This window comes from Siphonobacter sp. SORGH_AS_0500 (assembly GCF_002838835.1).
GTDB lineage: Bacteria > Bacteroidota > Bacteroidia > Cytophagales > Spirosomataceae > Siphonobacter.
Map to the genome: position 1 here is coordinate 61,937 of NZ_NHPP01000001.1, position 26,940 is coordinate 88,876.

At 46.2% G+C, this 26,940-nt stretch carries 22 protein-coding genes and 1 tRNA gene; 17 read left to right on the plus strand and 6 right to left on the minus strand.

Annotation, left to right across the window (positions count from 1 at the left end):
- The first annotated feature begins 523 nt into the window (after positions 1–523).
- Genes BWI96_RS00270 through miaA form a run of 3 tightly spaced genes read left to right on the plus strand, consistent with a single transcriptional unit; the run spans position 524 to position 2,957 of the window.
- The gene (locus BWI96_RS00270; RefSeq protein WP_106634719.1) at positions 524–1,141 is read left to right on the plus strand and encodes an LEA type 2 family protein; all 618 of its coding nucleotides are present in this window, start codon (positions 524–526) and stop codon (positions 1,139–1,141) included.
- Positions 1,142–1,198: 57 nt separating this feature from the next.
- Entirely contained in the window at positions 1,199–2,035 is an 837-nt protein-coding gene (locus BWI96_RS00275) for a hypothetical protein (RefSeq protein WP_157830156.1), read from the plus strand.
- Between the two features lies 1 nt (position 2,036).
- Entirely contained in the window at positions 2,037–2,957 is a 921-nt protein-coding gene (miaA, locus tag BWI96_RS00280; RefSeq protein ID WP_106634721.1) for a tRNA (adenosine(37)-N6)-dimethylallyltransferase MiaA, read from the plus strand.
- Between the two features lie 44 nt (positions 2,958–3,001).
- Here miaA and BWI96_RS00285 read toward each other — a convergent pair whose 3' ends face one another.
- Positions 3,002–3,835, minus strand: coding sequence for a DUF3298 and DUF4163 domain-containing protein (locus tag BWI96_RS00285; RefSeq protein ID WP_198555099.1), 834 nt, complete (start codon positions 3,833–3,835; stop codon positions 3,002–3,004).
- Positions 3,836–4,084: 249 nt separating this feature from the next.
- Positions 4,085–5,338 (minus strand): peptidase T, encoded by a 1,254-nt coding sequence (gene pepT / locus BWI96_RS00290; RefSeq protein ID WP_106634723.1) that lies wholly within the window; start codon positions 5,336–5,338, stop codon positions 4,085–4,087.
- Between the two features lie 192 nt (positions 5,339–5,530).
- On the opposite strand from pepT, the gene BWI96_RS00295 reads away from it, so the two are divergent.
- The 4 genes from BWI96_RS00295 (at position 5,531) to BWI96_RS21370 (ending at position 10,959) form a co-directional block, all read left to right on the plus strand.
- On the plus strand, positions 5,531–6,811 hold the full coding sequence (locus BWI96_RS00295; RefSeq protein ID WP_106634724.1) for a citrate synthase: 1,281 nt from the start codon (positions 5,531–5,533) through the stop codon (positions 6,809–6,811).
- A gap of 393 nt (positions 6,812–7,204) precedes the next feature.
- Entirely contained in the window at positions 7,205–9,478 is a 2,274-nt protein-coding gene (locus BWI96_RS00300; protein ID WP_106634725.1) for an NADP-dependent malic enzyme, read from the plus strand.
- Between the two features lie 283 nt (positions 9,479–9,761).
- The gene (locus BWI96_RS00305; RefSeq protein WP_106634726.1) at positions 9,762–10,505 is read left to right on the plus strand and encodes a class I SAM-dependent methyltransferase; all 744 of its coding nucleotides are present in this window, start codon (positions 9,762–9,764) and stop codon (positions 10,503–10,505) included.
- 316 nt (positions 10,506–10,821) lie between these two features.
- A complete protein-coding gene (locus BWI96_RS21370; RefSeq protein ID WP_157830157.1) occupies positions 10,822–10,959 on the plus strand; it encodes a hypothetical protein in 138 nt (45 codons plus the stop codon).
- Positions 10,960–11,030: 71 nt separating this feature from the next.
- On the opposite strand, the gene BWI96_RS00315 is transcribed toward BWI96_RS21370, so the two are convergent.
- Entirely contained in the window at positions 11,031–11,954 is a 924-nt protein-coding gene (locus BWI96_RS00315) for a glycoside hydrolase family 43 protein (protein ID WP_106634728.1), read from the minus strand.
- Between the two features lie 166 nt (positions 11,955–12,120).
- Here BWI96_RS00315 and BWI96_RS00320 point away from each other — a divergent pair, with 166 nt between their 5' ends.
- The 7 genes from BWI96_RS00320 (at position 12,121) to bshB1 (ending at position 20,328) form a co-directional block, all read left to right on the plus strand.
- A complete protein-coding gene (locus BWI96_RS00320) occupies positions 12,121–13,185 on the plus strand; it encodes an FUSC family protein (protein WP_157830158.1) in 1,065 nt (354 codons plus the stop codon).
- 65 nt (positions 13,186–13,250) lie between these two features.
- Positions 13,251–13,877, plus strand: a complete 627-nt coding sequence (locus BWI96_RS00325; RefSeq protein ID WP_232793521.1) for a 7-carboxy-7-deazaguanine synthase QueE — start codon at positions 13,251–13,253, stop codon at positions 13,875–13,877.
- A 5-nt stretch (positions 13,878–13,882) separates the two neighbouring features.
- The gene (locus BWI96_RS00330; protein WP_106634730.1) at positions 13,883–15,865 is read left to right on the plus strand and encodes an OmpA family protein; all 1,983 of its coding nucleotides are present in this window, start codon (positions 13,883–13,885) and stop codon (positions 15,863–15,865) included.
- Between the two features lie 286 nt (positions 15,866–16,151).
- Entirely contained in the window at positions 16,152–17,126 is a 975-nt protein-coding gene (trxB, locus tag BWI96_RS00335; RefSeq protein ID WP_106634731.1) for a thioredoxin-disulfide reductase, read from the plus strand.
- Between the two features lie 148 nt (positions 17,127–17,274).
- Positions 17,275–18,351 (plus strand): peptidoglycan DD-metalloendopeptidase family protein, encoded by a 1,077-nt coding sequence (locus tag BWI96_RS00340; RefSeq protein ID WP_106634732.1) that lies wholly within the window; start codon positions 17,275–17,277, stop codon positions 18,349–18,351.
- Positions 18,352–18,511: 160 nt separating this feature from the next.
- Entirely contained in the window at positions 18,512–19,609 is a 1,098-nt protein-coding gene (locus tag BWI96_RS00345) for a peptidoglycan DD-metalloendopeptidase family protein (protein WP_106634733.1), read from the plus strand.
- Positions 19,609–20,328, plus strand: a complete 720-nt coding sequence (bshB1, locus tag BWI96_RS00350; protein ID WP_106634734.1) for a bacillithiol biosynthesis deacetylase BshB1 — start codon at positions 19,609–19,611, stop codon at positions 20,326–20,328. Before BWI96_RS00345 ends, bshB1 begins: the two co-directional genes overlap by 1 nt.
- Before the next feature lie 107 nt (positions 20,329–20,435).
- Here the strand turns inward: bshB1 and ygiD are convergent, their stop codons facing one another.
- On the minus strand, positions 20,436–21,266 hold the full coding sequence (gene ygiD / locus BWI96_RS00355; protein ID WP_106634735.1) for a 4,5-DOPA dioxygenase extradiol: 831 nt from the start codon (positions 21,264–21,266) through the stop codon (positions 20,436–20,438).
- A gap of 179 nt (positions 21,267–21,445) precedes the next feature.
- Between ygiD and BWI96_RS00360 the strand changes: the two genes are divergently transcribed.
- Positions 21,446–22,573, plus strand: a complete 1,128-nt coding sequence (locus BWI96_RS00360) for a glycosyltransferase family 1 protein (protein WP_106634736.1) — start codon at positions 21,446–21,448, stop codon at positions 22,571–22,573.
- A 64-nt stretch (positions 22,574–22,637) separates the two neighbouring features.
- Here the strand turns inward: BWI96_RS00360 and pdxH are convergent, their stop codons facing one another.
- Complete coding sequence (gene pdxH, locus BWI96_RS00365) at positions 22,638–23,291, minus strand: pyridoxamine 5'-phosphate oxidase (RefSeq protein WP_198555100.1); 654 nt, start codon at positions 23,289–23,291, stop codon at positions 22,638–22,640.
- Between the two features lie 178 nt (positions 23,292–23,469).
- Here pdxH and BWI96_RS00370 point away from each other — a divergent pair, with 178 nt between their 5' ends.
- Complete coding sequence (locus BWI96_RS00370; RefSeq protein WP_106634738.1) at positions 23,470–25,581, plus strand: DUF349 domain-containing protein; 2,112 nt, start codon at positions 23,470–23,472, stop codon at positions 25,579–25,581.
- Between the two features lie 192 nt (positions 25,582–25,773).
- A tRNA-Thr gene (locus BWI96_RS00375) sits at positions 25,774–25,846 on the plus strand.
- Positions 25,847–25,943: 97 nt separating this feature from the next.
- Here BWI96_RS00375 and BWI96_RS00380 read toward each other — a convergent pair.
- The gene (locus BWI96_RS00380; RefSeq protein WP_106634739.1) at positions 25,944–26,552 is read right to left on the minus strand and encodes an acyloxyacyl hydrolase; all 609 of its coding nucleotides are present in this window, start codon (positions 26,550–26,552) and stop codon (positions 25,944–25,946) included.
- Between the last annotated feature and the right edge of the window lie 388 nt (positions 26,553–26,940).

The following is a 26,940-nucleotide window of genomic DNA, read 5'->3' on the forward strand; positions in this document are numbered from 1 at the left end:
TCAAAGAAGGGCTGATCAATTTAGCCGTTACCCAATACGCTAGTAAAGCCCTCCGTCCAGAATGACAGAAGAGAGTAGGAAATAATGCTTCTATCATTTTACTTCTTAAACGGAAGTAGGTAGTGTCTAAGGGGAATAAAAGAATGAATCGAGAGGGGTTAAAACCCATTACGAATAACCTGGTGACTTTTTTATTCGTATATGGGTGGGTTGGATAATGAATAATTGTTGACGTTACATAATAAAGTGTCTCTGATATCTATCAGATCAGTAGAATGTAATCAGGAATGGAAAGTGAATAGAAAAGATTTTTGCGGTAGCTGGGTATGTAGTAAAAGGCCGTAGTCAATAATGATTGATTAGATAAATACTATTGAATACAAATAATTTATTAATAGATGTATTATGTAATTATTGAATATATTAATTATTGTGTATTTTAAAGTGGTCAATAGTTTTAGTATAGGTATGGGCTCAGTTTTTTAGAATATTTTTGTTGCATAAAAAGGCATTTCCCAAATCCATGAAAAAAATAATCTTATGGGGTTCGCTTCTGCTGGCAGCAGGTACGCTGAGCCGTTGCGGTGTAAACAAACAAATTGCGGAAGCGAAAGCTCTGGGCGATTGTCGCTACGATGTAACCTCCGCAGATAGCATTTATCTAGCTGGTGTAGACATTCGGGAGTTCAAGAACTTCGAAGCCCTTAATCCGTTGAAATTTCCACAGTTAGGAGCGGCATTGCTGCGTCAAAATGTGCCTTTAGATGCCCGGGTAAACCTGAATATCCAGAATCCAACGGGTAGGGCCGCCGGAATCAATCAATTGGAGTATAAAGTGCTGCTAACGGGGCAGGAGATTGCCACTGGGTTCATTAATGAGCGTATTTCGGTCGCTCCGGGCTCTAAAACGCAGGTTCCCATCCGAGTGTCGACAAACGCCTATCAATTGCTTTCTGATGCCAAAACGCGGGATTCGTTCATTCAGTTTGTACAGAATCTGGCGGGTAACAAATCAGCCAAGGCTAGTAAGTTAACCATCAAGATCAAGCCTACGCTTTCTTTAGGGGGAGCTCGGGTAAACTATCCGGGTTACATTACCATCGACCAGGAAGTGACCAACAAAATTCTGATTGGAAGATAAGATTACCCCTAAAGAAAAGAAAGGGTGGGGCATGGCTCCGCCCTTTTGTTTTACCAAATGACTTCATTACAGAACACGATATTTCGCGAGACGTTTGAACAATTCCTCTGGCAGGAAATGGAGGGAGAGGACTGGGTAAAAGCGGGTGAAGGCCGGTATGAAAATGAAGCCCGTCAATTGGCTATAGCTCTCAACGTAGAAAGGGATAAAATTGTACTTTTACAAGAATTAGACTTTTACGAAAGACGGGGTTGGCAAGTGATTCAATTATGGCAGGATGTATGGGAGAATCAACCTTCCATTGTGAAAAGTCGGCTAAAGTCTTTGCTTGGAAAATCAGCCCGAATTCCGGGGCGGCTGACGTTTATAAAACCGATTGAATCTGATTTTTTTAAAGAGTTTTTGAAAAAGAACCATTTACAGGATTCGGCTAAATGTCCCTATCGCTACGGCTTATTTTTAAAAAATAAGCCACAAAACCAGCTTTTTTTAAATGACCCGACTATCGTTAATGACTGTGTGGCCGTGGCTGGCTTCGGCCCTGTACGTTTCATGCCTGGCCGGGGAGAAAACTACTATTCAGGAGAATTAATTCGGTTTTCTAATGTGCTGAATCATACGGTTGTGGGCGGACTGGATAAATTGATCAAAGCCTTTTTGCGTGAACATCCCGTGCAGGATTTAATGACCTACGCTGACCGGGATTGGTCAACTGGTAAAAGTTATGAACGGCTCGGTTTTAAGCGTGTAGGAACAACACTGCCACAGGAGTTCTGGCTGGATTTAAAAACGAATATTCGGCATTACCCACATCGACTCAAAAAGGATTTTTCGGGAGAATTCAGGGAAGTGTATAATTCCGGTAATTACAAGTACATCAAGTTTTTAAGTTAATATGAGCGAGTTACAAACGCTTCAGCCCCTCGTTATTCTTGGGCCGACGGCTTCGGGCAAAACCCGTCTGGCGGTGCAGTTAGCGAAAGAATTTAATGCAGAGATTATAAGCGTCGATTCCCGGCAGGTATACCGGGATATGACGATTGGGACAGGGAAAGATCTGTCCGAATATGAAAATATACCCTACCATTTAATTGACCTGGTTGACGCCGGTACCGCTTATAATCTAGCGGAATTTCAACGAGATTTTCGAGAAAAGTTTATTGAAATCAAGGATCGTCAAAAAAGACCCGTGTTGTGTGGAGGGACGGGTTTATACCTGGAAGCGGTACTTAAAAACCACCAGTATACAACCATTCCGAATGACTTTAAGCTAAGAACGGAATTGGATACCCTGACGGATGAAGAATTACAAAGTCGCTTTTCTCGTCTGCATTCCGCGTTTCATGCGGTCGCAGATCTTTCGACGCGGAAACGAACGATACGAGCCATTGAAATTGCGGAATACCTGCAAAATAATGCGTTGGAAGCTCGCCCTGAACTAACGTTAAATCCTCTGGTGATGGGCTTAAATCCACCCGTTGAAATCCGTCGGGATCGTATTACCAAACGTTTACGGGAACGATTAGAAAACGGAATGATTGAAGAAGTAGAGGCTTTACTGAATCGGGGCATACCTGCGAACCGACTGATGTATTATGGTCTGGAATACAAGTTCATAACGGAATATCTGGAAGGAAAATGGACGTATGCGTTACTCTTTGAACGATTGAACGTAGCCATTCATCAGTACGCTAAACGGCAGATGACCTTCTTCCGAAAAATGGAACGGGATGGCTTAACTATCCATTGGCTGGAGGGTTCGCCTGACGAAAATCTAATGACTGCTCGAACGCTTATCAAAGAAAACGGCGAATGAACCTGAAATCATTCGCCGTTTTTTATAAAGGTAATGTTATCCAATTATTGCACTGGATTACTCAATAATCCATCGCTTTTAATAATGCTTTTCAGCTCTGCGTAAGGAATCATAATTTCCGTTGGACCTTCAGCGTATGACTTGATTTCCATCGCATTATAGCGGAATAATAAGCCCTCTTTCTGGATGCTGAAATTATCATTTAAAGCAAAGGCATTCCCCGTAAAAAAGTAACGATCTCCGTAGGCATCCCCGTCTTTTAATCCTTCCTGTTTACGGAAAATTTTCTCGGCTACGGTCGAAAGAGTCTTCTCGTAACCTGGCTTAAATAATTCGGAAAGATTAATCCGGTGTCCGTTCGTAGTGAAGTTAGCGTATTGCGTGAACGTAACGGGATGAGCACCGCCGGAGTAATTGTAGCTGAAAATCGAAACGACAGTCAACTGAGGCGTTTGTCGGATTACCTCGGTTTTTACTTCACTCGCCCAGGCTCCGCCTAAAATGGGTTCATTCGGAAAACGTTTCCGCTGATCGGTAATAAAGTCATCAAAGCCTGCCACAAAGTCCTTTACGACGGTATTCGGGCTGGCTTTCTTCATTTCTTCTGTACTGCTCTCTCCGTCCAGGTAACCCGAGGCCGCCACACTGGCCCGAATAATGCTGTCGGTCAGAGCTTTGTTTCCTTCAAAAACCGGATACGTGAAGCTGGCTTTCGCACACAAAGAGTCGGGACGTACGCATAACTGACTCTGAACGGAATCGCCTTTGATTTCATAGGCGGGGGCGTCCGAACCTTTGGCAGAGGACTGTTCCGATTGTTTGGACTCACATGACGCCAATAGAACTAAGGCGGGGAATAAGAGGGTTACTTTCTTCATAGTGTTCATGAATGGGACTGAGAACGGCTTGAATGGGCAGAAGGATGACCAGAAAAGGCTCTAGTTACGTTTGGGGCTGTTTGTTGTTCAATAGAAATGGTGGTAAATGGATCGTTAACCGTAAGAAGGTCGTGCCATAAAGCCATTTCAGTACGTTTGGGGCTAACATTCGGAAGTAAGGTTAACCCTTGCCTTCGGTGAGGTGTGAAAGTAACCAGAACTTCCGAATTACCCAGCTCAAACGAATAATTATGACTTTTCGGCCCAGATTTGAGCCAGATTTACGATGACTTCCACGGCTTTTTCCATGTCCTGACGTGTTACCCATTCCTGACGGGAGTGAAAAGCGTGCTCGCCTGCAAAAATATTGGGGCAAGGCAAGCCCATGAAGGAAAGTCGGGAACCGTCGGTACCTCCGCGAATGCTCATTTGCTTCGCCACAATACCGCTGCGTTCAATAGCTTCCAAAGCATATTGAGCTACTTGTGGATGCTGATCTAGTACCTCTTTCATGTTCCGGTACTGCTCCATAACCTTGAAGTCAATGCTGGAATTTGGATAATGCGTTAATACCTGATTGGTAATCTCTTTCAGAAAGGCTTCCTTTTCGTGCAGGCCTGCTTCCGAAAAATCACGGATGATGAATTCCAGTTCGGCTTCTTCAACCGTTCCATTCATGAAAGTCGGATGAACAAAGCCTTCCATCGCTTCCGTCGTTTCGGGCGAAAGGCGATCTTTAGGTAAAGCAGCCAGAATGTCTCCGGCAATCTTGATGGCACTTTCCATGCGTCCTTTGGCAAAACCGGGGTGCTGACTAACTCCCTGAATGCGAAGGTGAACGGCGTCGGCAGAGAAGGTCTCGTCTTCCAGCGAACCCAGCGTTTCGCCGTCAATGGTATAGCCGAAGTGAGCACCGAGTTTCGCCAGATTTACGTGTTCTGTACCACGTCCTACTTCTTCATCAGGCGTGAAGAGGATCTTAATAACGCCGTGTTCAATTTCGGGATGCGTAATGAGGTAATGAACCGCATCCATAATTTCAGCCACACCGGCTTTGTTATCAGCTCCCAACAAAGTAGTTCCAGAGGCAGTAATCAAATCATTCCCAATCTGAGCGGCCAGGTCGGGGTGATCTTTCTGGCGAATCACCTGTGTGGGGTCATCGGGCAGAATCACATCGGAACCATCGTAATTTTTGTGAACCAGGGGTTTGACACCGGCCCCGGAGCAGTCGGGCGAGGTATCCACGTGCGAACAGAAGCAGATCACCGGAATATTCGTTTTGCCGGAGGTAGCTGGTAACGTCGCATAGACGTACCCGAATGCATCCAGTTCAGCATCCGTAATACCCATTTCCAGAAGCTCCTGAACGAGTATTCGGCTTAAATCTTTCTGTTTTTCAGTAGAAGGAGAGGTTTTTGAATGCGGATCGGATTGCGTATCGACCTGAACATAACGTAAAAAGCGATCGGTGACGGTAAAATTATAATTCGCTGAAATCATTGATAGTCAATAGAATAAGGGATTTGTACAAAATTATATAGCAAATTAGCAAGTTTTTTTGCGGAATGGAGGCCGCTTTTTTACGTCATTCAAATTTATTTTTGTGCCGTGTGAAGGGTTTTTGTGTATTTTCGCTGTCATCAAAACGATGCCTCTCCTTAGCATGGCCATTGCCAAATAAATTTTTGCTTTATGTCTGATTTTGCAGAACTGTCCGTTGAAGGTAAAAAGTATCAACTTCCCATCGTAGTAGGGACGGAGGCTGAAAAAGCCCTCGATATTAACAAACTTCGCGATGAATCGGGATACATCACGATTGATTCTGGGTACAAAAACACTGGTGCTACGAAAAGTGCAATCACTTTTCTGGATGGTGAGAAGGGTATTCTGAACTACCGTGGCTATAGTATCGAAGATTTAGCAGCGAAAGCGACTTTCCTTGAAGTCGCTTATTTGCTTATTTATGGAGAGCTTCCCACTACTGAGCAATACGCTGAATTCGAAGGAGCGATTCGTCGCCACACGATCGTAAACGAAGGCGTACGTACGATCTTTGAAGGATTCCCCGTGAATTCGCACCCCATGGCGACGCTTTCCTCGCTGGTAAGCTCCCTGAGTGCCTTCTATCCAGACTCGTACGAAGGAAAAGACAATTCTGACCGTCATATCATTCGCTTACTGGCGAAGTTGCCTACAATTGCCAGCTGGAGCTATAAACGGGCGATGGGCCACCCGATGAACTATCCTAAAAATGATTTGGACTACTGTTCAAACTTTTTACACATGATGTTCTCGCTGCCCGTTGAGAAATACGAAGTTGATCCCGTGGTTGCTTCAGCCCTGAACACGCTGTTGATCCTCCACGCCGATCACGAACAAAACTGTTCGACTTCGACGGTACGTCTGGTCGGTTCTTCTCAGGCCAACCTGTACTCTTCGATTTCGGCGGGTATTAGTGCTCTCTGGGGACCTCTGCACGGCGGTGCTAACCAGGAAGTAATCGAAATGCTCGAAGCGATCAAAGCCGACGGCGGAGACGTTAGCAAATACATTGATATGGCTAAAAACGCGAAAACAACGGGCTTCCGTTTGTTCGGTTTTGGTCACCGTGTGTACAAAAACTTCGATCCCCGGGCGAAAATCATTAAGAAAGCAGCTGACGAAGTACTGGCGAAACTGGGCGTGAATGATCCCGTTCTGGAAATCGCAAAAGGACTGGAAGAAGCTGCTTTGAACGACGAATACTTCGTTGCTCGCAAGTTATACCCCAACGTAGATTTCTATTCAGGTATCATCTATCGTGCTTTAGGCATCCCAACGAACATGTTTACCGTTATGTTCGCCATCGGACGTCTGCCCGGCTGGATTGCTCAGTGGAAAGAAATGCGTGCGGCGAAAGAACCTATTGGTCGTCCTCGCCAGATTTATACGGGTGCTACGCTTCGCGAATTCGTTCCTATCGAAAACCGATAGTCACCGAACTGCTATTCAAAAATGTGGGCTTGTTCCCACATTTTTTTTGCCTTTACTTTTTCATGGCTTTTATGGGAAAGGCTTCCTCGGTTCGGGGAGGCCTTCTTTGTTCAGTAGGAAGTGGAAAAGATGATTGCACCGTACTCAAAATATTAGAACGTTTCTTTCAAACCTGACCGAAGGATGTTTGGATTTGTTATGAAATGGTAAATTGAAAGATCAGAATCTTTTGGAAGAGGAGAATGAAATGATTCATTAGGGGCTTCTGGAGGCAATAAAGAATGCTAAATTTTGACACCAGCCTCGGCCTAAATGCACTACCTTAGTGGCCTATCGTACTTCTGAAGCGTTTTCCAGGGATTGGAAGACGTGCTTCTAAAAACTAACGCATGCATGGAAGAGAAAAAAAATCTTCGCCGTCAGGATGCTTTGGATTACCACTCCAAAGGCCGTCCTGGAAAGATCGAAGTGGTTACTACGAAAGAAACAGCCACTCAACGCGACCTCTCACTAGCTTATTCGCCCGGTGTTGCAGAACCCTGTCTCGCTATTGCTCAAAATCCTGAAGACGTATATACATACACCGCCAAGGGTAACCTCGTAGCGGTCATCTCCAACGGTACGGCTGTACTGGGACTGGGAGATATTGGTCCAGAGGCGGGTAAGCCCGTTATGGAAGGGAAAGGCGTACTTTTCAAGATTTATTCAGATATCGACGTCTTTGATATTGAGCTGAATACAAAAAACGTCGATGAATTTGTTCGGACGGTAAAAATCCTTGAACCGACCTTCGGCGGTGTGAACCTCGAAGATATTAAGGCTCCCGAGTGTTTCGAAATTGAAGATCGTCTGCGGAAGGAACTGAAGATTCCCGTCATGCACGATGACCAGCATGGAACGGCGATTATCTCCGGTGCTGCTCTGTTAAACGCTCTGGAAATCGTTGGAAAGAAAATCAGCGAAGTAAGATTCGTGATTAGTGGAGCCGGAGCGGCGGCCATTTCCTGTACAAAAATGTACGTGAATCTGGGAGCCCGTAAGGAAAACATCACGATGTTCGATAAAGACGGTACGATCTGTCTGGAACGCGATAACATCTTTGATATTCAGCGTGAATTTGCCGTAGAGAAATCCATTTCTATGGTAGACGCGGTCAAAGGTGCCGACGTTTTCATTGGATTAAGTGCGGCCAATGTCCTTTCGCAGGATATGGTGCGGAGCATGGGGGATAACCCCATCGTTTTTGCCATGGCTAACCCTTCGCCTGAAATCTCTTACGAAGACGCTACCGCGGCTCGTCCTGACATTATTATGGCGACGGGACGTAGTGATTACCCCAATCAGGTTAATAACGTCTTAGGTTTCCCGTATATCTTCCGGGGAGCTCTCGACGTGCGGGCCACGGGCATTAATGAAGCCATGAAAATGGCGGCTACGTATGCTCTTGCCGAATTAGCTAAAGAACCCGTCCCCGATATTGTAACGATTGCTTACAACGAGAAAAACCTGTCTTTTGGCCGGAATTATATCATTCCCAAGCCGATGGACCCTCGTTTATTAACCAAAGTAGCTCCCGCAGTAGCGAAAGCAGCGATGGAGTCAGGCTTAGCAACCCAGCCCATTGAAGACTGGGAAGCTTACGAGCAGGTATTAGCGAAACGCTTAGGTCAGGATAACCAATTGACCCGTGCCATCGTCAACAAGGCGAAAAAAGATCCTAAGAAAGTAGTTTTTGCCGATGCCGAAAGTCAGGCGGTATTGAAAGCTGTTCAGCAAGTATGGGACGAAGGCATTTGCGAGCCTATTTTATTGGGTAACCAGACTAAAATTCGCCAGCTCATCAAGGAAGACCGTCTGGAACTGGAAGGCATTCAGATCATTGATCCTCGTTCGGAGGAGGCCAAATCGCTGGCGGATGAATTTGCTTCGGCTTTCTACGAAAAACGCAAACGCCGGGGAATTAGTCCCGCTGATGCCCAGCAATTTATGCTTCGTCGGACGTATTTCGGTGCGATGATGGTAGAGACGGGCAAGGCCGACTGTCTGATCTCGGGTCTGACGCGTAACTACCCCGATACCATTCGTCCTTCCTTGCAGATCATTGGTCGCCGGGAAGGCATCAGTAAGGTGTGCGGTATGTACATCCTGTTAACGAAAAAAGGACCCTTATTCCTTTCTGATACGACGGTTAACTTCAATCCGACGGTTGAGGAACTCGTTGAGATCACGGAATTAACGGCGAATTCAGTAGAAAGCATGGGTGTTAAACCCAGAATCGCTCTGTTAACCTACTCTAACTTCGGTACGGCTGACGGTGAAGATGCTGAAAAAATGCGGAAAGCTACAGCCATCCTCCGTGGAAAGCATCCCGATTGGGTAGTAGAAGGCGAAATGCAGGCTCACCTGGCCTTTAATACCGATCTGGTGAAGCAACAGTATCCTTTCTCTGATTTAGCCGAAGAGGGAGCCAATGTGTTAATTTTCCCTAACCTGTCCGCCGCTAACATTGCCTATAACTTACTGAAAGAAGTAGGGGATCTGGAATACATCGGCCCTGTTCTTTTAGGATTGAAGAAACCCGTGCACGTATTGCAGTTGGGTAGTTCCGTTCGGGAGATCGTAAATATGGTGGCCATTGCAGTTACGCAGGCTCAGGAAATCCGGTAAAATACATTAGGAATCTCGTTGAAAGTTCCCGTCCGGTTTTTCCGTGGCGGGAATTTTTTATACATAACAGTAAGCCTATTTTGCAAGCAAAAACTTGTAATGAAATGAGTATTTGTTTAAGTGTGTATTTTATTAAATAAGTAAATAGTGATTCAAGTAAAAGAGGTTATGAATAAATAATGATTTACGTAAATTATCAATTACTTATTTTAATAAAGCATTATTTAAGTAAATACACATTTGTAAAGAACAGTTAATCAGTGCCTTAAACCACCTTGATGTTATGAAAGATTTGTTTTCCCAGCAATCAGAAGCCTATGCTAAGTACCGGCCTACGTATCCACAGGAGTTATATGACTTCATTTTACAGCAGGTTCCCACGAAGGAAAAGGCATGGGATTGTGCTACGGGTAACGGACAAGTGGCCGTTAAACTGGCCGAATATTTCGAGCAGGTCAATGCGACGGATATTAGTGAAAGACAACTGAGTCAGGCTACCCCGGCTCAGAAGGTTCACTATGAAATCAGTCGGGCTGAAGAGACGCCCTTCCCGAATGATTACTTTGATTTAATAACCGTGGCTCAGGCTTTTCACTGGTTCGATTTTGAAGCCTTTCACCAGGAAGCCAAACGGGTACTGAAACCCGAAGGGGTCATTGCGGTGTGGGGGTACGAGCTCTTAGAAATCTCCCCAGACATTGATCCCCTGATTCTGGAATTTTATGAAAATGTTGTCGGGCCTTATTGGGCACCCGAGCGGCATCATATAAAAGAGAAGTACAGCCGGATTTCCTTTCCTTACCGAGAAATTCAGTCTCCGGATTTTGAGATGGTAAAAGACTGGACGCTGGAAGATCTGGCGGGCTATTTCAGCTCCTGGTCGAGTGTGCAGGGATATAAGGAAGCCAACGAAGGCGAAGACCCCGTGCCGGAGTTAATCAAGCAAATCAGTCCGCTTTGGGATGTGGATACGCGACAAGAGGTAATCTTCCCGGTTTTTCTGCGGATTGGGATTAATAATCTATAGCCTGATGGTTCAATAGTTCTTCGGTCAGAAACATACACAACTCAACAAAAAATCCCCGAAATTGCTTCGGGGATTTTGTATTTTTCTAAGAGCCTGCTTGAGTTATTTCTCCGCCGCTGCCAGTTTTTTTGCTGGCAGCAATGACTCGCCCCCCGCTGCCAGCGGCGGTAATATTACTTGATCTTAAAAAACATAGCTTCTGAAGCTTTCACCGATTGAAAATGGAAAGGCTAATACATCTCTAAGAAGCGAGAAATTACGAAGCATACACCATCGGTCATTTCTCCACCGCTGCCAGCTTTTTTTGCTGGCAGCAATGACTCGCTCCCTCCCAGCTCATGCTGCCAGCAAAAAAGCTGGCAGCGGCAGTCCAAAAGTATCTCCCACGAGAGGCAGTACTTATTTCTTCGTCGCTTCCAGCGTGGCCCGGCCAGCTTTTTCGCTGGCAGCATAAGCTGGAAATCGGTCAATTCATTACTACTAGCAAAAAGAGGCAGGCAAGTAGTGACTTTAGGCAATCTTCAATTACTTGATCGCATTAAATTCAGCTTCAGTAATCGTCAAGACTGTTCCGTGACGAATGCCTTTGGGAAATTCTACCTGGTCAGATACATCTTCCCAGTGTTCCATGTCCTTCGAACGGAGGGCACCGTAGGTATGGTCGATGTATTTGTCGAAATACACATAGACGTAATCGCCAATTTCTACCGCCGTAGGGCCTTCTGCCCAGTACTTACCCGTAATCGGAGCCGAAACCTCAACGGGATAAGGCCCTTCCGCTTTCCTTGACTTGGTAATCCGTATGTTTTTTTCCGCTGGTTTCGGATTCTCGTTTTTCACGAACATGTAATACCATTTTCCTTTTTTCAGCAAGCTTGCGTCAATGGCACTGAAGCTGGGATTAAAGAATAGCTTCGTCTTGCTGAATTTTTTGAAGTCTTTGGTCGTGACGTAATAGATGCGGTGGTTTAGTCCTTTTTCGTGTTCAGAATCGGCTATGTCCGCATGTCTTCCCGGAATGGTTGTAGCCCAGAAGATGAGGTACTGCTTTTGCTGATCGTCGTAGAAGACTTCGGGGGCCCAACTGTTCTTAGCGGTGGGTTCATGCTCCATGACCGAAATAGCTTGTTGAGGTGACCAGTTTTTTAAATCTTTGGAAGAGCTATAGCCAATAATCTGATCGTGCCAGCCGGACGTCCAGACCATGTGGAATTGACCATCAGCTCCCCGAATGATACAAGGGTCCCGCATGAGCTTGTCTTTGCCTACTTCAGGGCTCAGGTAAGAAGCTCCCTGACGCAGGGCCGACCAGTGAAGACCATCGGTACTGGAGGCATAATGTAAACCGTCCTGACCGTTATCTGTGAAGTAAGAAAACAGATACACCTGTTTCTGAGCCGAACAAATCAGGCTCGCCAGAAAAAAGACTGGGAATAAGAATTTACGCATGAAAAGAAGGAAAAAAAATTAGACTCGACAAGTTATCGGTTTTCAATAAAAATAGGTGATGAGTAATTACTGAAATAATCAAATACTGATTTACTATAAAGATCATTTAAGTAATTGAGTATTTAATAGTGTCTGATTGTTAGTGTATTAACCGGATATGGAAAGAATGAATTTACTACATAGACCTCAAATTAAGTTATTGAAAAACTTTACCCGAAGCGATTTGGAAGGAGCTGCCTTACCCACACTTGGGGTATTTGTAGGGCTGGTATTAGCTCAGATTTCTTACTTTGGGCCCTTCGCCGGATTCATGGTAATGGTGATGCAATGCCTCATGAGCGTCCGGGCTAAGGGTTCGTACAGGGAGCGTCTGCAAATGCTGGCTTACGTTTTGCTCATCCTGATCGGGACGACGGCCTGGGGAATTTTTAGCTCTTTTCATACCATCAATGTCGTCTTCGGCGTGCTCTTATTATCCGTAGCTTTGACGTACTGGAGACATTTCTTTCCAGAGGACTGGAGGAGTATCAATGCCCCCGCATCGGCCTTGTATTTCGTAACCCTGGCGACGAAGGCGGATGAAAAAGCATTACTGGCGGTCTTATTCAGTGGAATTCTGGGCATCGGCCTGCAAGCGTTTCTCTGGTTTGTATACCCCCAGGCTTTTGATAAAAAGTCTCCCGTCATGCGACTGAAAAGTCGCCGGGCCCGGAAACGCCCTCGGGCCAACCCGGTCGATCTGACGCTCATTTCTTCAGTAAAGCCTGATCTCTGGCGTTACACCTTTCGGCTGATGTTTCTGTTGATATTAAGTGTCTGGATTGTGAATTATACGCATTCACTGCACGCGTACTGGATTCCCTTAACGGTAGTAATCGTGTTACAGGATAACCATCTGGATACGCTCAAGCGAGTAGGCGGGAGAGTGCTGGGCACCTTTATCGGGAGCATCATCGGGAGCTTCCTATTGGCCCTTCACCCGGATCCGCTACTAGGGATGCCTTTACTCATCCTCTGTATGTTTACCTTTCTGCTGATTGTCAAGCATAATTATCCAATAGCCTGTATTTTCCTGACGATTTATATTATTCTGCTGATTGGCCGACAATCGACGAACACGTTTCAGGTTGGCGTGGAGCGAACGCTGTTTACATTAGCGGGCGGGTTACTGGTATTTTTAAGCTCGTATGTGTTATTCTGGCAACGCAAAAAACAACAAAGTGCCAGCTAAAGCTCTGGAACTTTACCGGATGCAATTGCCGTTGAATTATCTTTGTGAAAAGATTATAACGAGATATGTCAGAAGTGCTTATTGCTCCCCAGCCTGTTCAATTACCTGTGATGGAATCCTTTTATACGCTTCAGGGCGAGGGATATCATAACGGAAAAGCCGCTTACTTCATCCGCCTGGGTGGCTGTGAGGTAGGCTGCCACTGGTGTGATGTGAAGGAAAGCTGGGATGCCAGCCTGCATCCTCAATTTACGATTGAAGCCATAGTGAAAGGAGCCCTTCAGCATCCAGGACGATTGGCAGTAATTACGGGTGGAGAGCCCTTAATGCACGATTTAACGGATTTGACAGCGGCCTTACAGCAAGTCGGTTTTCAGACCAATATTGAAACCTCCGGTGTATATGCGGTGTCGGGAAGTTGGGACTGGGTTTGTTTTTCACCCAAGAAATTCAAGGAGCCGCATCCAGACATTTATTCGAAAGCGAATGAATTGAAGGTAATTATCTATAATAAGTCCGATTTTGAGTTTGCGGAAGAACACGCAGCGAAGTTACAGACTGACTGTCAGCTTCTGTTACAGCCGGAATGGAGCAGGCACGAAATGATGCTTCCCCAAATCATTGCGTACGTAAAAGACAATCCGAAGTGGCGGGTTTCGTTACAAACGCATAAATACATGAATATACCCTAAGCCGTATGTTTGAAAAAGGTACCTTAGTTCGGAATTTTTTTACGGAGCCCATGCAGGCCCGAAGATGTTTCAAAGCAGCCGCAGTGCTGGCCCTGTTCACGCTGGGGTACCAAACTTCATTTGCTCAGGACAAAAGAGCCCGGGATGCTTACGAGAAAGGGCAAAAGGCCTTGGCTAATCGGGATATGGGGGCGGCTCGCAAGGAATTTCAGAAGGCCGTCGAGCGGGACGAAAATTATGGCGAGGCTTATTTCAGACTGGCTCAGCTTTTCGAATATGACCGGAATCTGGAAGAATCGGCGAAGTATTACCAGAAAGCCGTTACGCTCAAGCCCGACTCGCCGGAAGTGCAGCCTGCCTTTTTATGGCTAGGGGCTTATTACCTGAAAACCGGGAACTACGCTCAGGCAGCTCCATTGCTGGAGAAATACCTGGAGGTTCAGAAATCCATTACCAAGCCGAGTCCGATTCTGAAAATAAGTCTGAAGCGTGCTCAGCGAATGCTGGATGTCTGCCGCTTCTCTCAGGAGGCAGTCAAACACCCGCTTACCGTACAGGTCAAAAAGCTCCCCGACGTTATTAATGCTTTTGATTCTCAGTATTTCCCAGTCTTAACTGCCGATCGGCAACACCTTTTCTTTACCGGAATTGAACAACCCAATGGGGATGAAAATCTCTACATTTCTTCGTATACCGAAGAACTCGGCTGGACGAAGCCCAGGGCGGTTTCCGGGATGATTAATACCGATGAAAACGAAGGAACTTCCAGCATTTCAGCGGATGGCCGGACGCTAGTCTTTACCGTTTGCCAGAGTCGCCTGCGTCGGGGATATGGGAATTGTGATTTATACATTACCTATCGAAATGGCGATCAATGGACGGAACCCGAAAACCTGGGGCCGCAGATTAACTCCGCTGCCTGGGAGTCTCAACCTACCTTATCGCCCGATGGACGGGTCATCTTCTTCGTTTCCGATCGTCCCGGGGGCCTAGGCAAGCGAGATATCTGGATGAGTAAAAAGGATTCACTCGGTCGCTGGATGCCTTCGGTTAATGCCGGGCCGGCTATTAATACCACCGAAGATGAAGTGTCTCCCTTCCTGCATGCCAATGGTACATCGCTGTTTTTTGCTTCCGATGGATACACGGGCCTGGGGGGATTTGATCTCTGGTTAACCGAATTTGACGGAAAAACTTTTTCAAAACCCGAAAATCTGGGGTATCCGCTGAACAATCATGAAGATCAGGTGGCTCTTTACATCACAGCCGATGGTCGGAAGGGCTATTATTCGCAGGAGGATCGCATCGAGACGGATCATCGGCAGTCGCGTTTATGGGAGCTGGATGTTCCTGAAACGTTGGCCTCCCGTTTCAAGCGGGCTCATGTGCTCAAGGGAACCATCGTCGATGCGACTACCAAGAAACCTTTGGTAGCGGCTCTGGAAGTGATAAATCTGAAAACCAAAGAAAAAGAAGCCGTTCTCCGCAGCGATAACCGCACGGGGGAATATGCCGTGGTTTTAACCTCAGGAAACGAATACGCCGTCTTTGTGAATCGTCCGGGGTACTTGTATAAGAGTCTTTCCTTTGATTTTTCGGGAGCTAGTGCCGATAAAGTGTTGGATATCGCTCTGGAAGCCATCCGAAAAGATCAGCACGAAATCCTCAAAAATGTCTTTTTCGATTCGGGTAAATGGGAAATCAAGGAAAAGTCACAGGCAGAGCTGGAGAAGCTCGTAAAACTGCTGAACGAAAATCCGTCCGTCTCTATCGAAATCTCAGGCCATACCGATGACGTAGGAGAAGACAAAAATAACAAAGAGTTATCCCTGAAACGGGCCCGTTCTGTAACGGATTACCTGACCAGTCAGGGGATCTCCGCCCACCGCATCAAAGCCGTGGGCTACGGAGAAACGCAACCCGTAGTCTCCAACACCGACGAAGAAAGCCGGGCACTCAATCGGCGGATTGAGGTGAAAATACTTTAGCGTTGGGAGTTGAGAGTTTAGTGTTTTGAGTTAATACTGGTTCAAAATTTTCCTCGGGCTGTCAATAACTAGGGAATTATTCCGAGATGTAGTTTAGGGCCGATACTCAGATAAAGGCATTTAAGTAGGGGAGATTTCTGACAAAACTCTAAATCCCAAACGCAAAACTCCCAATGCTACACTCTGTTTTTCAGTAAGTCTCAAAAAAATCTTGCCTTTCCGGCATGAATTGGCAATTTTTGTGTTAGCAACGTTGTTGCAAAGGAAGTATCATTTCCCATTTTTTATGTCAGCAGAACATATCCATTGCCTAATTATCGGCTCAGGCCCTGCGGGGTACACAGCCGCTATCTACGCCTCACGTGCGGGACTTAATCCCGTTTTATATACAGGTCCTCAACCCGGTGGTCAGTTGACTACTACTACGGAAGTCGATAACTTTCCTGGTTACCCCGAAGGAGTAACGGGTCCTGAAATGATGCAGGATCTGGAGAAACAGGCTCGTCGTTTCGGCACGGAAATCCGTTACGGCTTAGCTACCAAAGTTGATTTCTCGGACCCAACCTCCAAGAAAGTATGGATTGATGAAACGCACGAAATCTGTGCCGATGCCATCATCATCTCTACGGGAGCGTCTGCCAAATGGCTGGGCTTAGCCGGTGAAGATATCTACAATGGTCGCGGCGTTTCGGCCTGTGCTGTTTGTGATGGGTTCTTCTATCGGGGTCAGGAAGTAGTGGTTGTCGGAGGGGGTGATACCGCTGCTGAAGAGGCAAGCTATCTCGCCAAATTATGCAAGAAGGTATACCTGCTGGTGCGTCGGGATGAGTTACGTGCTTCGCAGATCATGCAGACCCGCGTAAAATCATTACCTAACCTCGAAATCCTGTGGAACACCGAAACGGAAGAGTTATTAGGTGATGAAACGGGATTAACAGGGGCTCGGGTGAAAAACGTAATTACGGGAGAAACGCAGGATTTATGCGTAACGGGCTTCTTCGTAGCGATTGGACACAAGCCTAACACCGATATTTTCAAGGATTATATCACCATGGATACTACAGGATACATTAAAACCGTTCCCGGTAGTAGCAGAACGAATGTAGCAGGCGTATTTGCCTGTGGTGATGCTCAGGATAATGTATACCGTCAGGCGATCACGGCAGCAGGTACGGGATGTATGGCTGCTCTGGACGCTGAACGCTGGCTGGCTGAAATGGAAGCTCCAGTGGTCATTACTCCAGAAATTTTGGAAAATTAATTGAACATAACTCCCTTACCGTACTCTAACGGAATAGAAGCGGGGCTTTCGGAGCCAAACCCTCCTGAAAGCTCCGCTTCTTTTTGGGATAGACATATCGATCCATTCAATACGTCTGAATGGATACTTTTTAGGTGTACTGAAACACATGATGAAATTAGTAACCGCTCTTTTTTTCTGTAGCATCTGCGTGTTCGCCACCACGGAAAGCTTTGCTCAACAGGAAAAAGGTCTGTTTAAAAAGGCCCCCAGTATTAAGCCTAAGTCGACAGATAAGAAAAAAGTGAATGAGTTTGAGCTTCAGCAGGAAGCTACGCCGAGTCTTCGCTTTTCGGAACAGTTTGAACCCAAGAAAGCCGTAAACCCCGTGACCAGTAATATGGACACCACGCGGGTAGACGATAAAACGGAGAAAATTCCGACGGAAACCGAAGATCAGGTCTATGATGATTCTTCCGGGGTTTGGGTAACAACCCACCGCTACTTCTCCATCTGGGATCCCAATACCATTGATCCCTATAACATCAATCCACTGGATTTCGACGAACCTATCGATCTACTCCTATATGATGAGGCCAAAAGCCAACTCTGGTCGGCACCGCTCCAAAAAGGCGTGTTAACCTCCCAGTTTGGCCGTCGTTGGGGCCGCTGGCATACGGGAGCTGATCTTGATCTGGATACCGGAGAGGATGTGTTTGCTGCTTTTGATGGGCAGGTTAGGGTAGTCAGTTTTGATGGAGGCGGGTACGGTCGTTATGTCGTTATCCGACATTATAACGGTTTAGAAACGTTATATGGTCACTTATCAGCTCAATTGGTTCAATCAGGGCAGTTCGTTAAGGCTGGGGAAAAAATTGGTTTGGGAGGAAGCACGGGCCGGAGTACGGGACCGCACTTGCACTACGAAGTACGCTACGAGGGTAATCCCTTTAATCCGCTGGAGATTTATAAATTCCCCGAAAACGTAATCAAATCCGATCATTACCTGCTCACTTCCAAGGTGTGGGACCACCTGCGGGGCGGCGGAAGTAACCGCGTTCAGTATGAATATAACACGGGGGAGAAATCGAAACAACACCGTCAGATTCGATGGTATCGCGTTCGGAAAGGAGACACCTTATCCGAAATCGCTCACCGTTCCGGCATCACCATTACCCAACTGAAACGTCTGAATGGGTTGCGTAACAGTAACCTGAGTATTGGTAAAAAACTCCGGGTAAAATAAGAAATGAGTATCGCTAACCACCGCAGGCTGCATCGTCTGCGGTGGTTACTCGTTTTATTTGCTTCCTCATTAAACCCAGCCTTCGTAAATCCGTTCTTATTGGCTCAATTATTAGTAAGAGACAGGCACGGCCTGCCTCCTTATTTGTTACCTGGTATTCATGTCTTATTCCCACTATTTATGTACCGCCGTTTTCTTTCTAGCCACTTACCTCGCTACAACGCCCGTCCAGGCTCAGGAACGGGGTGTTTTTAAGAATACCCCCACCATCAAAAGTAAGATTCCTCCCAAGCCGGTAACGAAAAAATCGACGCTGGAAGAAGATCCCGTATTACTCTTACGGTCCTACGAGCAATTTGAGCCGTTGAAGTTACCTAATCCGTTCGTACGCAGTGCAGTTGATACCATGCATGCGTCTCAGCTGGAAACGGATCAGTTTATTGTAGAAACTTTTCAGGAAATTCGTCCTTATAATTCTGACACCTGGGCAAAAGTAAGTGAGCACTTTAGAGTGTGGGACGAGCACCATGTAAATCCCTATGGCTACGACATACGGAACTTTGACGAGTCAATTAACATTCAACTCTATGACACCACTCGTCAGCAGTATTGGTCGGCACCGCTTGAGAAGGGACAACCTACGTCGATTTTCGGCTGGCGGAAAATTCGCTGGCACAAAGGCGTGGATTTGAATCTAAATACAGGCGATCAGGTTCGGGCCGCTTTTGATGGCCAGGTTCGGGTGGTAAGCTTCGAAGGCCGGGGATTTGGTCGTTACATCGTCGTCCGGCATTACAATGGGCTGGAAACGGTTTATGGGCATTTATCCAAACAATTGGTGAAGCCCAAACAGCAGGTAAAAGCGGGCGAACTGATTGGGTTAGGTGGAAGCACGGGTCGAAGTAGTGGGCCACACCTTCATTTCGAGTTGCGGTACGAAGGTCATCCCTTTAACCCACTGGAGATTTTTGCCTTTCCTGAGAATGTGATACGCTTTAGCCAGTACATCCTCACGCCTAAAGTATTTGCTTACGTGACCGGGCGTAAGTTTGAAGAAACCAAGAACGAGCCGGAAGGAGATGCTGACGAAGCGGAAGAAGAAGTAGAATACCGGGAAACCGATTGGTATACCGTACGGAAAGGGGATACTCTGGATGAAATATCACGTCGTTCGGGTATATCCATTGGCCGGATTAAAGAGTTAAATGGATTACGCACAAGCCGATTACAAATTGGACAAAAATTACGCATACGCTAATGAAATTAGACATACTGGTTCTGGCTGCTCATCCCGATGACGCGGAGATGTCCTGCGGAGGTACCATGGCTGCCGCAGTTGCTCAGGGGAAGAAAGTAGGAATTGTAGATTTTACCCGTGGAGAATTAGGAACCAGAGGAACGCCGGAGTTACGTCTTCAGGAAGCTGCCAACGCTGCCGAAATTCTGGGTCTCTCGGCTCGCGAAAACCTGGGCTTCCGGGATGGCTTTTTTGTAAACGATGAAGCCCATCAGTTGAAGGTCGTAGAAGTGATTCGTCGTTACCAGCCGGATTTATTAATTGCCAATGCCATTGATGATCGTCACCCGGACCACGGAAAAGGGGCTGCTCTGGCGGAATCGGCTAACTTCTTGAGTGGCCTCCGTCGCATCGAAACCTTCGAGCCAGATGGCACCCCGCAGTTACCCTGGCGACCCAAACAGGTGTTTCATTACATCCAGGATCGTTACATCAAGCCCGATGTGGTTGTTGACATTTCAGAGTTTTGGGAGAAAAAACTCGAAAGTGTGAAAGCCTATCGCAGTCAGTTCTACGACCCCAAGAACACCGAACCGGCCTCGTATATTTCCAGTAAAGAGTTCTTCGATTTTCTGGTATCACGCTGGCGGGAAGCGGGCCATCAGATCGGTGCTGAATTCGGAGAAGGATTCACCAATTATCGACAAATTGGAACGAAAGATCTCTTCGCATTACTGTAAATAAAAAGTCCTCATTTTCTATGATTCTGAAAATGAGGACTTTTTATTTGAGTAAATACGTAAAACAGTAATTACTAGAATACGTAACTACTGTTTTGCGTATTTACTTATCTTGAAAATACAACCGAAGTCATGGTTAAAGAGCCACCTACGGCCTTATCATTGAAAAACTGTACCTGATCTTTCTCGCTTTGTAAACCCAGGGTATACAGCAGCGGGTAATAATGATCGGGCGTTGGAATGGCGAGGGAAGCCGCTGGTCCCAGCTTCTCGTAATGAATGAGGTTCTGGTGTGTGTGCTCCAGAATGTTTTTCTTGAACGCCTCGTTCATGGACAGTGTCCAGTCATACCCATATTCGGGTTTATGCATGTGTTCCCAGGCAATCATCCGCAGGTTATGAACCATGTTGCCACTTCCCATAATTAATACCCCCTTTTTACGAAGAGCCGCCAGTTCTTTGGCTAAGGCATAATGATAGGATGCGGGTTTATTATAGTCAATGCTCAACTGTAAAACCGGAATATTCGCTTCGGGATACATATGGCGAACCACCGTCCAGGAACCGTGATCCAGCCCCCAGTCGTGATCTAAACCAACGTCGGTACTGGTAATAAGCTGTCTGGTTTCTAACGCAACGGACAAACTTCCTGGAACGGGATATTCAACTTCATGCAACTCCCGAGGAAAACCGCGAAAATCGTGGATGGTCTTGGGGTGATCCATGGCGGTTACGTGGGTACCCCGCGTAAGCCAGTGAGCCGACACGACCAGCACCGCAACGGGTTGAGGTAACTGTTTACCCAGTTCCCGCCAGGATTGGCTGAAGGTGTTATCTTCAATGCCGTTCATGGGCGAACCATGTCCCACAAACAGGACGGGCATTTCGTGCGTCTGTTTGTAGGTATCTGTTATTTTTTTTAGTGCCTGTAAATCCATGTTAATAGATGATAAACGAAGGATGATCTTCTGATTTCACACTATTGAATTATGATGTTAATACATTATATGTACTAACATACAAAAATAATAATTAATTCCTGTTAAGAATCATTAGTTTTGAAGATCATTCAGCCGGAAGCATTTAATGAGGTTACTGACGATTCAGTAACGAATCTATGAAAATTGGAATTGAAGCTCAACGCATTTTTGATCCCCAAAGACACAGCTCTGATTACGTAGCCATTAACCTGATCCAAGCCTTGCAAAAGCTCGATCAGCGAAATGAATACTTTATTTTTGCCCGTCCCGGCGAAGATCGGAGCAGTATGCAGGAAGCCTCCAATTTTCACGTCATCGAAATTCCGGGTTATAATTACCTTCACTGGGAACAGGTGCAGTTACCCCGGTACATGCGTCGCTTTAAAATTCACGTCTTGCACAGTACGGCTAATACGGCCCCGGTACGCCGTGAGGTGCCTCTGGTGCTAAATCTGCACCACATTAACTTCATGGATACGCACGACCGGACAAAAGCGGAAACGCGGTATCAGCAATTGAGTAATCGATACCGTCGCTGGATTGTTCCCCGGGTGGTCGATCAAGCAGAGTTAGTGATTACCGTTTCCGAGGAAGAAAAACAGCGAATTCTGAATCGTTTTCCGAAAGTGCAGGCAAATCGGGTGCAGGTAGTGTATAACGGTGTAAGCGAGGCGTATCATCAGGCCCATGAAGCGAATCAGGTTGCGGTACAGAAGCGTTATTCCCTGCCAGATCAGTACGTATTGCATTTCGGAAGCTCCGAGGCCCGAAAAAATACCCAGCGGGTAATTGAGGCTTTCGCCAGAGTAGCAGAGCGAGCGGATCAACTATGCCTGGTGATTACCAACGTTTCAAATGCTTTTGTAGAAAATAGCCTGGCTCACATACATAAATCTGAATTGCGGAACCGTATTCGTATTCTGGAAACGTTGAAGCAGAGCGATTTACCCGGACTATATCTGGGAGCAAAGGTTTTTATTTATCCTTCTACCCGGGAAAGTTTTATAAATCCGCTGCTGGAAGCCATGGCCGTGGGCGTACCCGTAATCACCTCTGACTTACCCGTTATGCACGAAATTGCCGGGCAGTCCGTCACGTGTATTGAGCCAACGGATGTATCTCTATTAGCAGAATCGATTCTTACGCTTTATACGGATCAGGCCCGGAGTAGCCGATTAGTGGAAGAAGCGAAACAGATTGCTCAGGATTTTACCTGGGAGCGAACCGCCCGACAAATGATTCAGATTTACGAATCCTTTAAATAGAAGGTTTCAGGCTTGATTGACTATCTATAAATCACCCCTGAAACCTTCAGCTCTTCTCAAATTATTAAGGAGCTAATCGCTCAATTTGCCATTGGTTATCCGTAAATGTGTACAACAGCCGATCGTGTAAACGGGAAGGGCGGCCCTGCCAGAACTCCATGCGTTGAGGAATGAGTCGATACCCACCCCAGTGAGCGGGTCGGGGGACAGGCTGATTCAAGAATTGCTCCTGAAAACGCTTTTCGTTTTCTTCCAGCGTTTCACGGTTCGTAATAACCTGACTTTGGGGGGATGACCAAGCTCCAATCTGGCTGCTTCTGGGTCTGACGGCGAAGTAGGCGTCCGAGTCTTCCTCGGTAACTTTTTCCACTTTTCCTTCAATTCTAACCTGGCGTTCCAGTTCCACCCAGAAAAATGTCAGGGCTGCCTGTGGATGGTCGGCTAACTCATGGCCTTTTTTGCTTTCGTAGTTCGTATACCACACAAATCCCTGTTCGTCCACGGTTTTTAATAACACAATACGACCGGAAGGCTGGCCTGAGGCCGAGACCGTTGCCAGGTGCATGGCGTTGGGTTCGGGCACTTGAGAAGCGGTTGCTTCCTGAAACCAGATGCGAAACTGATCTATGGGGTTCGACAAGACCGAAGAGACATCCAGATTGCCTTTGGTATAGTTTTCCCGGAGAGCGGATAAATCAAGCATAGGTGATGATGGCATGGCTTTCATACAAATTTAACATGGACAAAAGAAAGGACTAAGTCGTGATTACGAGCATGTTTTTCTAAATTTCATCTAAAAAAGGGATTCAATTGCAGCGGAATCTACGAAGTGGTACAGTGCGTGCCGAATTTATTCTATTTTTGCCATTCCAATTCAATGGGTAAAGGATTTCAAAATGATTGACGACAACCAACTGACCCCTGAAGAGCAATCGACGGATTCGACAGCAGGACAGAACGCACCGCAAGGGCTGCCTACACAGGAAACGACATCACACGCTGGCACTGAAGATCAACCAACGACACCGGCTGACTCAGCAGAGACTTCTGCTGAGGGAACTCCCGTGTCGGAAGAGGTAGCACCGGCACAACCATCGGTGACGACCGAATGGGAATCCACGCCAGAAGTAGTCGCTGAGGCTGCACCTGAAGTGGCGGATCCTTCACTGCCCACTTCCGAATCTGATGAATCAGTGGTTGATTCGTCGGCGGATGAAGTCGAGGCCAGTGACCACACGCACACTGATTATACGCAATGGTCGAAACAGGATCTGGTAACGTTACTGGAGACCACGCTCATTGCTGTAAAAGAAGGAACTGCCGATCTGAAAGCTACCGACGCAATTCTGAAAGAAACCAAGCCCGTTTTCGAGCATATCAAAGCGGGTGAACGTCAGGAAGCTCTGCAACGTTTTATTGAGGAAGGTGGCGATGAAGAAGGGTTTGCGTACAAAGCCGATGCACTGACTCAAAAATTCGACCAGTTATACGGTCAGATTCGCGGGGAACGCGTTCGTCATTTCCAACAGGCGGAGAAAGCCCGTGAAGATAACTTCACGAAAAAGACGGAATTGCTGAATAAACTTCGTGAGCTCGTAGAAAACGAAGAAAAAAGCGGAGCTGGCGAGAAAAGCTGGGATACGTTCAAGCAAATTCAGACTGACTGGAAATCAGCAGGCAATGTATCTTCGGCTCATAACAACACGCTTTGGCAGACGTATCACGCTCTGGTAGACCGTTATTTCAACAATCGGAATATTTATTTCGAATTGAAAGAGCTGGATCGCAAGCGGAATATGCAGGCTAAAATTGAACTGATCGAGCGAGTGGAGAAAACTGCGGCGGCGGTTCAGGCTGGAGAAGAAGTGAGCGGAAAAATGCTTGATGATGCCAACGAGTTGTTTGAAGAATTCAAACACATTGGCCCAGCTCCCAAAGAAGTAAACGAAGAACTCTGGCGGAGATTCAAAGCTACCCTGGACACGCTTTACAGCAAAAAGCGGGAACAAAACGAAGCTTTGAAAACGCAGTCGGAGGAAATCTATAAATTAAAAGAAGACATTGCTTCACTGGTAGCCACATTCACGACCTTCCAGTCGAATTCCATTAATGAGTGGAACGATAAAACGAAGGCTATCCTGGCGATTCAGGATCAATGGAATGCGGTAAAAGGTCCCATGCCTCGTGATAAAGGTCGGGAAATGAGCCAGAAGTTCTGGGGAGACATTAAAACGTTCTTCCGTAACAAAGGTGAATTCTTCCGTCAGCTGGAAGCCAAGCGGGATGAGAATCTCCGTCAGAAAACGGCCCTTTGCGAACAGGTGGAGGCTTTGCTGGAAAGCGGACAGGACTCGGCAGAGACCACGCAAACGGTTATCGAACTGCAACGCCGCTGGAAATCCATTGGTCACGTTCCCGAGAAAATGCGGGATAAGATCTTTGATCGTTTCAAGAAAGCCTGTGATGCCTTCTTTGAACGCAAGCGAGATAAAAACGCCGGTATCGAGAAAGAATTTGAAGCAAACCTGGCTCAGAAAAAAGCCCTTTGCGATCAGATTGAACAGGAGGCGAAGTCGGGAGATACCGATGTGGATCGACTGAACGCATTCAAAACCCAGTGGGCAGCCATCGGATTTGTGCCACGCAAAGAAATTCAGCCCATTCAGCAACGCTACATCAAGGCTATCAATAGCTACGTAGCAGCGATGGGTAAACTAAGTGCTCACGAAAAAGAGCAATTAGTGCTGGAAAGCGAGGTAGAATTAGTGAAGCAGGAACGCGGTCGTGGCGGTCAGGTAGATCTGCGTGGAAAGGAAAACGACATTCGTCGCAAGATTCGCACGCTGGAAGACGAAATTGCTCAAATGGAAAACAACCTGGCATTCTTCGCGAATTCTAAAAACGCGGAGAAAATCCGTCTTGACTTCGAAAAACGGATCGAACGTTCTCGTAAAGATCTGGAACAACTGCAACATCAGCTGCGTGTCGTTCGGGAAGCCGAAGATTAATAGAAGATTGACTTTCATTAGTAACAAAAATACCCATCTTACTCAGATGGGTATTTTTGTTAAAATCCGTTTTGATAACCAGATTATTAGAAAATATCTTCAAAAAAATAAAAGACGGTCTTGACAAAGGGTCGTAAAAATACTAGTTTTGCGGAACGTTTGAGGGAAATGAAACACCCGCAAGCAACATAAGCCTCCTTAGCTCAGCTGGTAGAGCAACTGACTTGTAATCAGTAGGTCATTGGTTCGATCCCGATAGGGGGCTCTTAAAAGCACTTAACTACCTAGTTAAGTGCTTTTTTGTTTGGGGCATTTTTGCATAACTCCCCAGGAAAGGACATAAGATCGTAATCCATTCTTCTCTAGAAGGCATAGTTGAGGTTACCGCCTATCATCACATTATCCAGGCCGTGGTTGGGTGGGAAAAGGCCTAAGTTAGACATATGCCTTAGTCCGGCTTTTATTTCCATTCCTAAGGCCCCTGCAATGGGGAAGTGAAAGCCGAAACGAAAGTTATTATTAAAGATAAAGCCATTGTTTTGTCGAACAGGGGCCCGATCAATGTAATGGGGTCCGCTACTGATGGAAGCAAATAAAAACACGCGTTGATGGTCCTTACCAGGGTATACGCAAATCTTAAGTCCGGCGTTAATTCCTGCTTCCCAGCTCGAACGGTTTTCCTTGAACTTCCAGTCGTGAAAATCAGTTGTATTGTATTGAGGGATGACCAGAAAATGCAAAGAAACCTGCTCGTCTGAATTACGTGTGACCGCCCTTTCGAGTTCTACCTGATGTGTAGTAACTACGTAACTATAATCCTGGTTGACTTTGTAGCCGCTCTTGATGCTACGTTCTACCGTCAAGGCGACGGAATGATTAAAAAATGTACGTGTGTCATTTTGGGCAAACGTATAATGTGAAACGGCGGTGACAAGCAACACCGAGGCAACCTTTCTGGCGGAAAGTTTCATAAAAAAGTTTCTTCATTTGTAAACACGGAGACCGGTGCTAAAGAACAAGGTTTTATTTATCTTATCATCACCGAAGTGGATAAAATAGGATGCTGGGGACTATAAAAAGATCTTACCAAAAGTTCATAAATATTAGAGAAGATGCAAATCAGCGAAAAGATTATTTTTAAAGATTTATTTTATATCACTATTTAGATAACTATTTATACTATACGTTTATAATTTTGTAGCACTTCGTTCATGGTGATCGATTTTTTTAAGAATCACGTAGTGTTAAAATCTGATTATCTTTAGGCGTTTTGTTTGATAGGTGTGCCGTAATGAGAAATCGGCCTTCACACCGCTATCAAGTTTCTGAAAGGAGAAAAAGGTTACTAGCCCGAATCAG

What these genes read in the sequence shown, in the direction of transcription:
- BWI96_RS00275 (WP_157830156.1), top strand. Translation starts at nt 1,199, where the DNA reads ATGACTTCATTACAGAACACGATATTTCGCGAGACGTTTGAACAATTC.
- BWI96_RS00345 (WP_106634733.1), top strand. Translation starts at nt 18,512, where the DNA reads ATGTCTTATTCCCACTATTTATGTACCGCCGTTTTCTTTCTAGCCACT.
- BWI96_RS00270 (WP_106634719.1), top strand. Translation starts at nt 524, where the DNA reads ATGAAAAAAATAATCTTATGGGGTTCGCTTCTGCTGGCAGCAGGTACG.
- BWI96_RS00320 (WP_157830158.1), top strand. Translation starts at nt 12,121, where the DNA reads ATGAATTTACTACATAGACCTCAAATTAAGTTATTGAAAAACTTTACC.
- trxB (WP_106634731.1), top strand. Translation starts at nt 16,152, where the DNA reads ATGTCAGCAGAACATATCCATTGCCTAATTATCGGCTCAGGCCCTGCG.
- BWI96_RS00370 (WP_106634738.1), top strand. Translation starts at nt 23,470, where the DNA reads ATGATTGACGACAACCAACTGACCCCTGAAGAGCAATCGACGGATTCG.
- pepT (WP_106634723.1), bottom strand. Translation starts at nt 5,338, where the DNA reads ATGATTTCAGCGAATTATAATTTTACCGTCACCGATCGCTTTTTACGT.
- BWI96_RS00330 (WP_106634730.1), top strand. Translation starts at nt 13,883, where the DNA reads ATGTTTGAAAAAGGTACCTTAGTTCGGAATTTTTTTACGGAGCCCATG.
- BWI96_RS00315 (WP_106634728.1), bottom strand. Translation starts at nt 11,954, where the DNA reads ATGCGTAAATTCTTATTCCCAGTCTTTTTTCTGGCGAGCCTGATTTGT.
- bshB1 (WP_106634734.1), top strand. Translation starts at nt 19,609, where the DNA reads ATGAAATTAGACATACTGGTTCTGGCTGCTCATCCCGATGACGCGGAG.
- BWI96_RS00295 (WP_106634724.1), top strand. Translation starts at nt 5,531, where the DNA reads ATGTCTGATTTTGCAGAACTGTCCGTTGAAGGTAAAAAGTATCAACTT.
- miaA (WP_106634721.1), top strand. Translation starts at nt 2,037, where the DNA reads ATGAGCGAGTTACAAACGCTTCAGCCCCTCGTTATTCTTGGGCCGACG.
- BWI96_RS00340 (WP_106634732.1), top strand. Translation starts at nt 17,275, where the DNA reads ATGATGAAATTAGTAACCGCTCTTTTTTTCTGTAGCATCTGCGTGTTC.
- ygiD (WP_106634735.1), bottom strand. Translation starts at nt 21,266, where the DNA reads ATGGATTTACAGGCACTAAAAAAAATAACAGATACCTACAAACAGACG.
- BWI96_RS00305 (WP_106634726.1), top strand. Translation starts at nt 9,762, where the DNA reads ATGAAAGATTTGTTTTCCCAGCAATCAGAAGCCTATGCTAAGTACCGG.
- BWI96_RS21370 (WP_157830157.1), top strand. Translation starts at nt 10,822, where the DNA reads ATGACTCGCTCCCTCCCAGCTCATGCTGCCAGCAAAAAAGCTGGCAGC.
- BWI96_RS00325 (WP_232793521.1), top strand. Translation starts at nt 13,251, where the DNA reads ATGTCAGAAGTGCTTATTGCTCCCCAGCCTGTTCAATTACCTGTGATG.
- BWI96_RS00285 (WP_198555099.1), bottom strand. Translation starts at nt 3,835, where the DNA reads ATGAAGAAAGTAACCCTCTTATTCCCCGCCTTAGTTCTATTGGCGTCA.
- BWI96_RS00360 (WP_106634736.1), top strand. Translation starts at nt 21,446, where the DNA reads ATGAAAATTGGAATTGAAGCTCAACGCATTTTTGATCCCCAAAGACAC.
- pdxH (WP_198555100.1), bottom strand. Translation starts at nt 23,291, where the DNA reads ATGCCATCATCACCTATGCTTGATTTATCCGCTCTCCGGGAAAACTAT.
- BWI96_RS00300 (WP_106634725.1), top strand. Translation starts at nt 7,205, where the DNA reads ATGGAAGAGAAAAAAAATCTTCGCCGTCAGGATGCTTTGGATTACCAC.
- BWI96_RS00380 (WP_106634739.1), bottom strand. Translation starts at nt 26,552, where the DNA reads ATGAAACTTTCCGCCAGAAAGGTTGCCTCGGTGTTGCTTGTCACCGCC.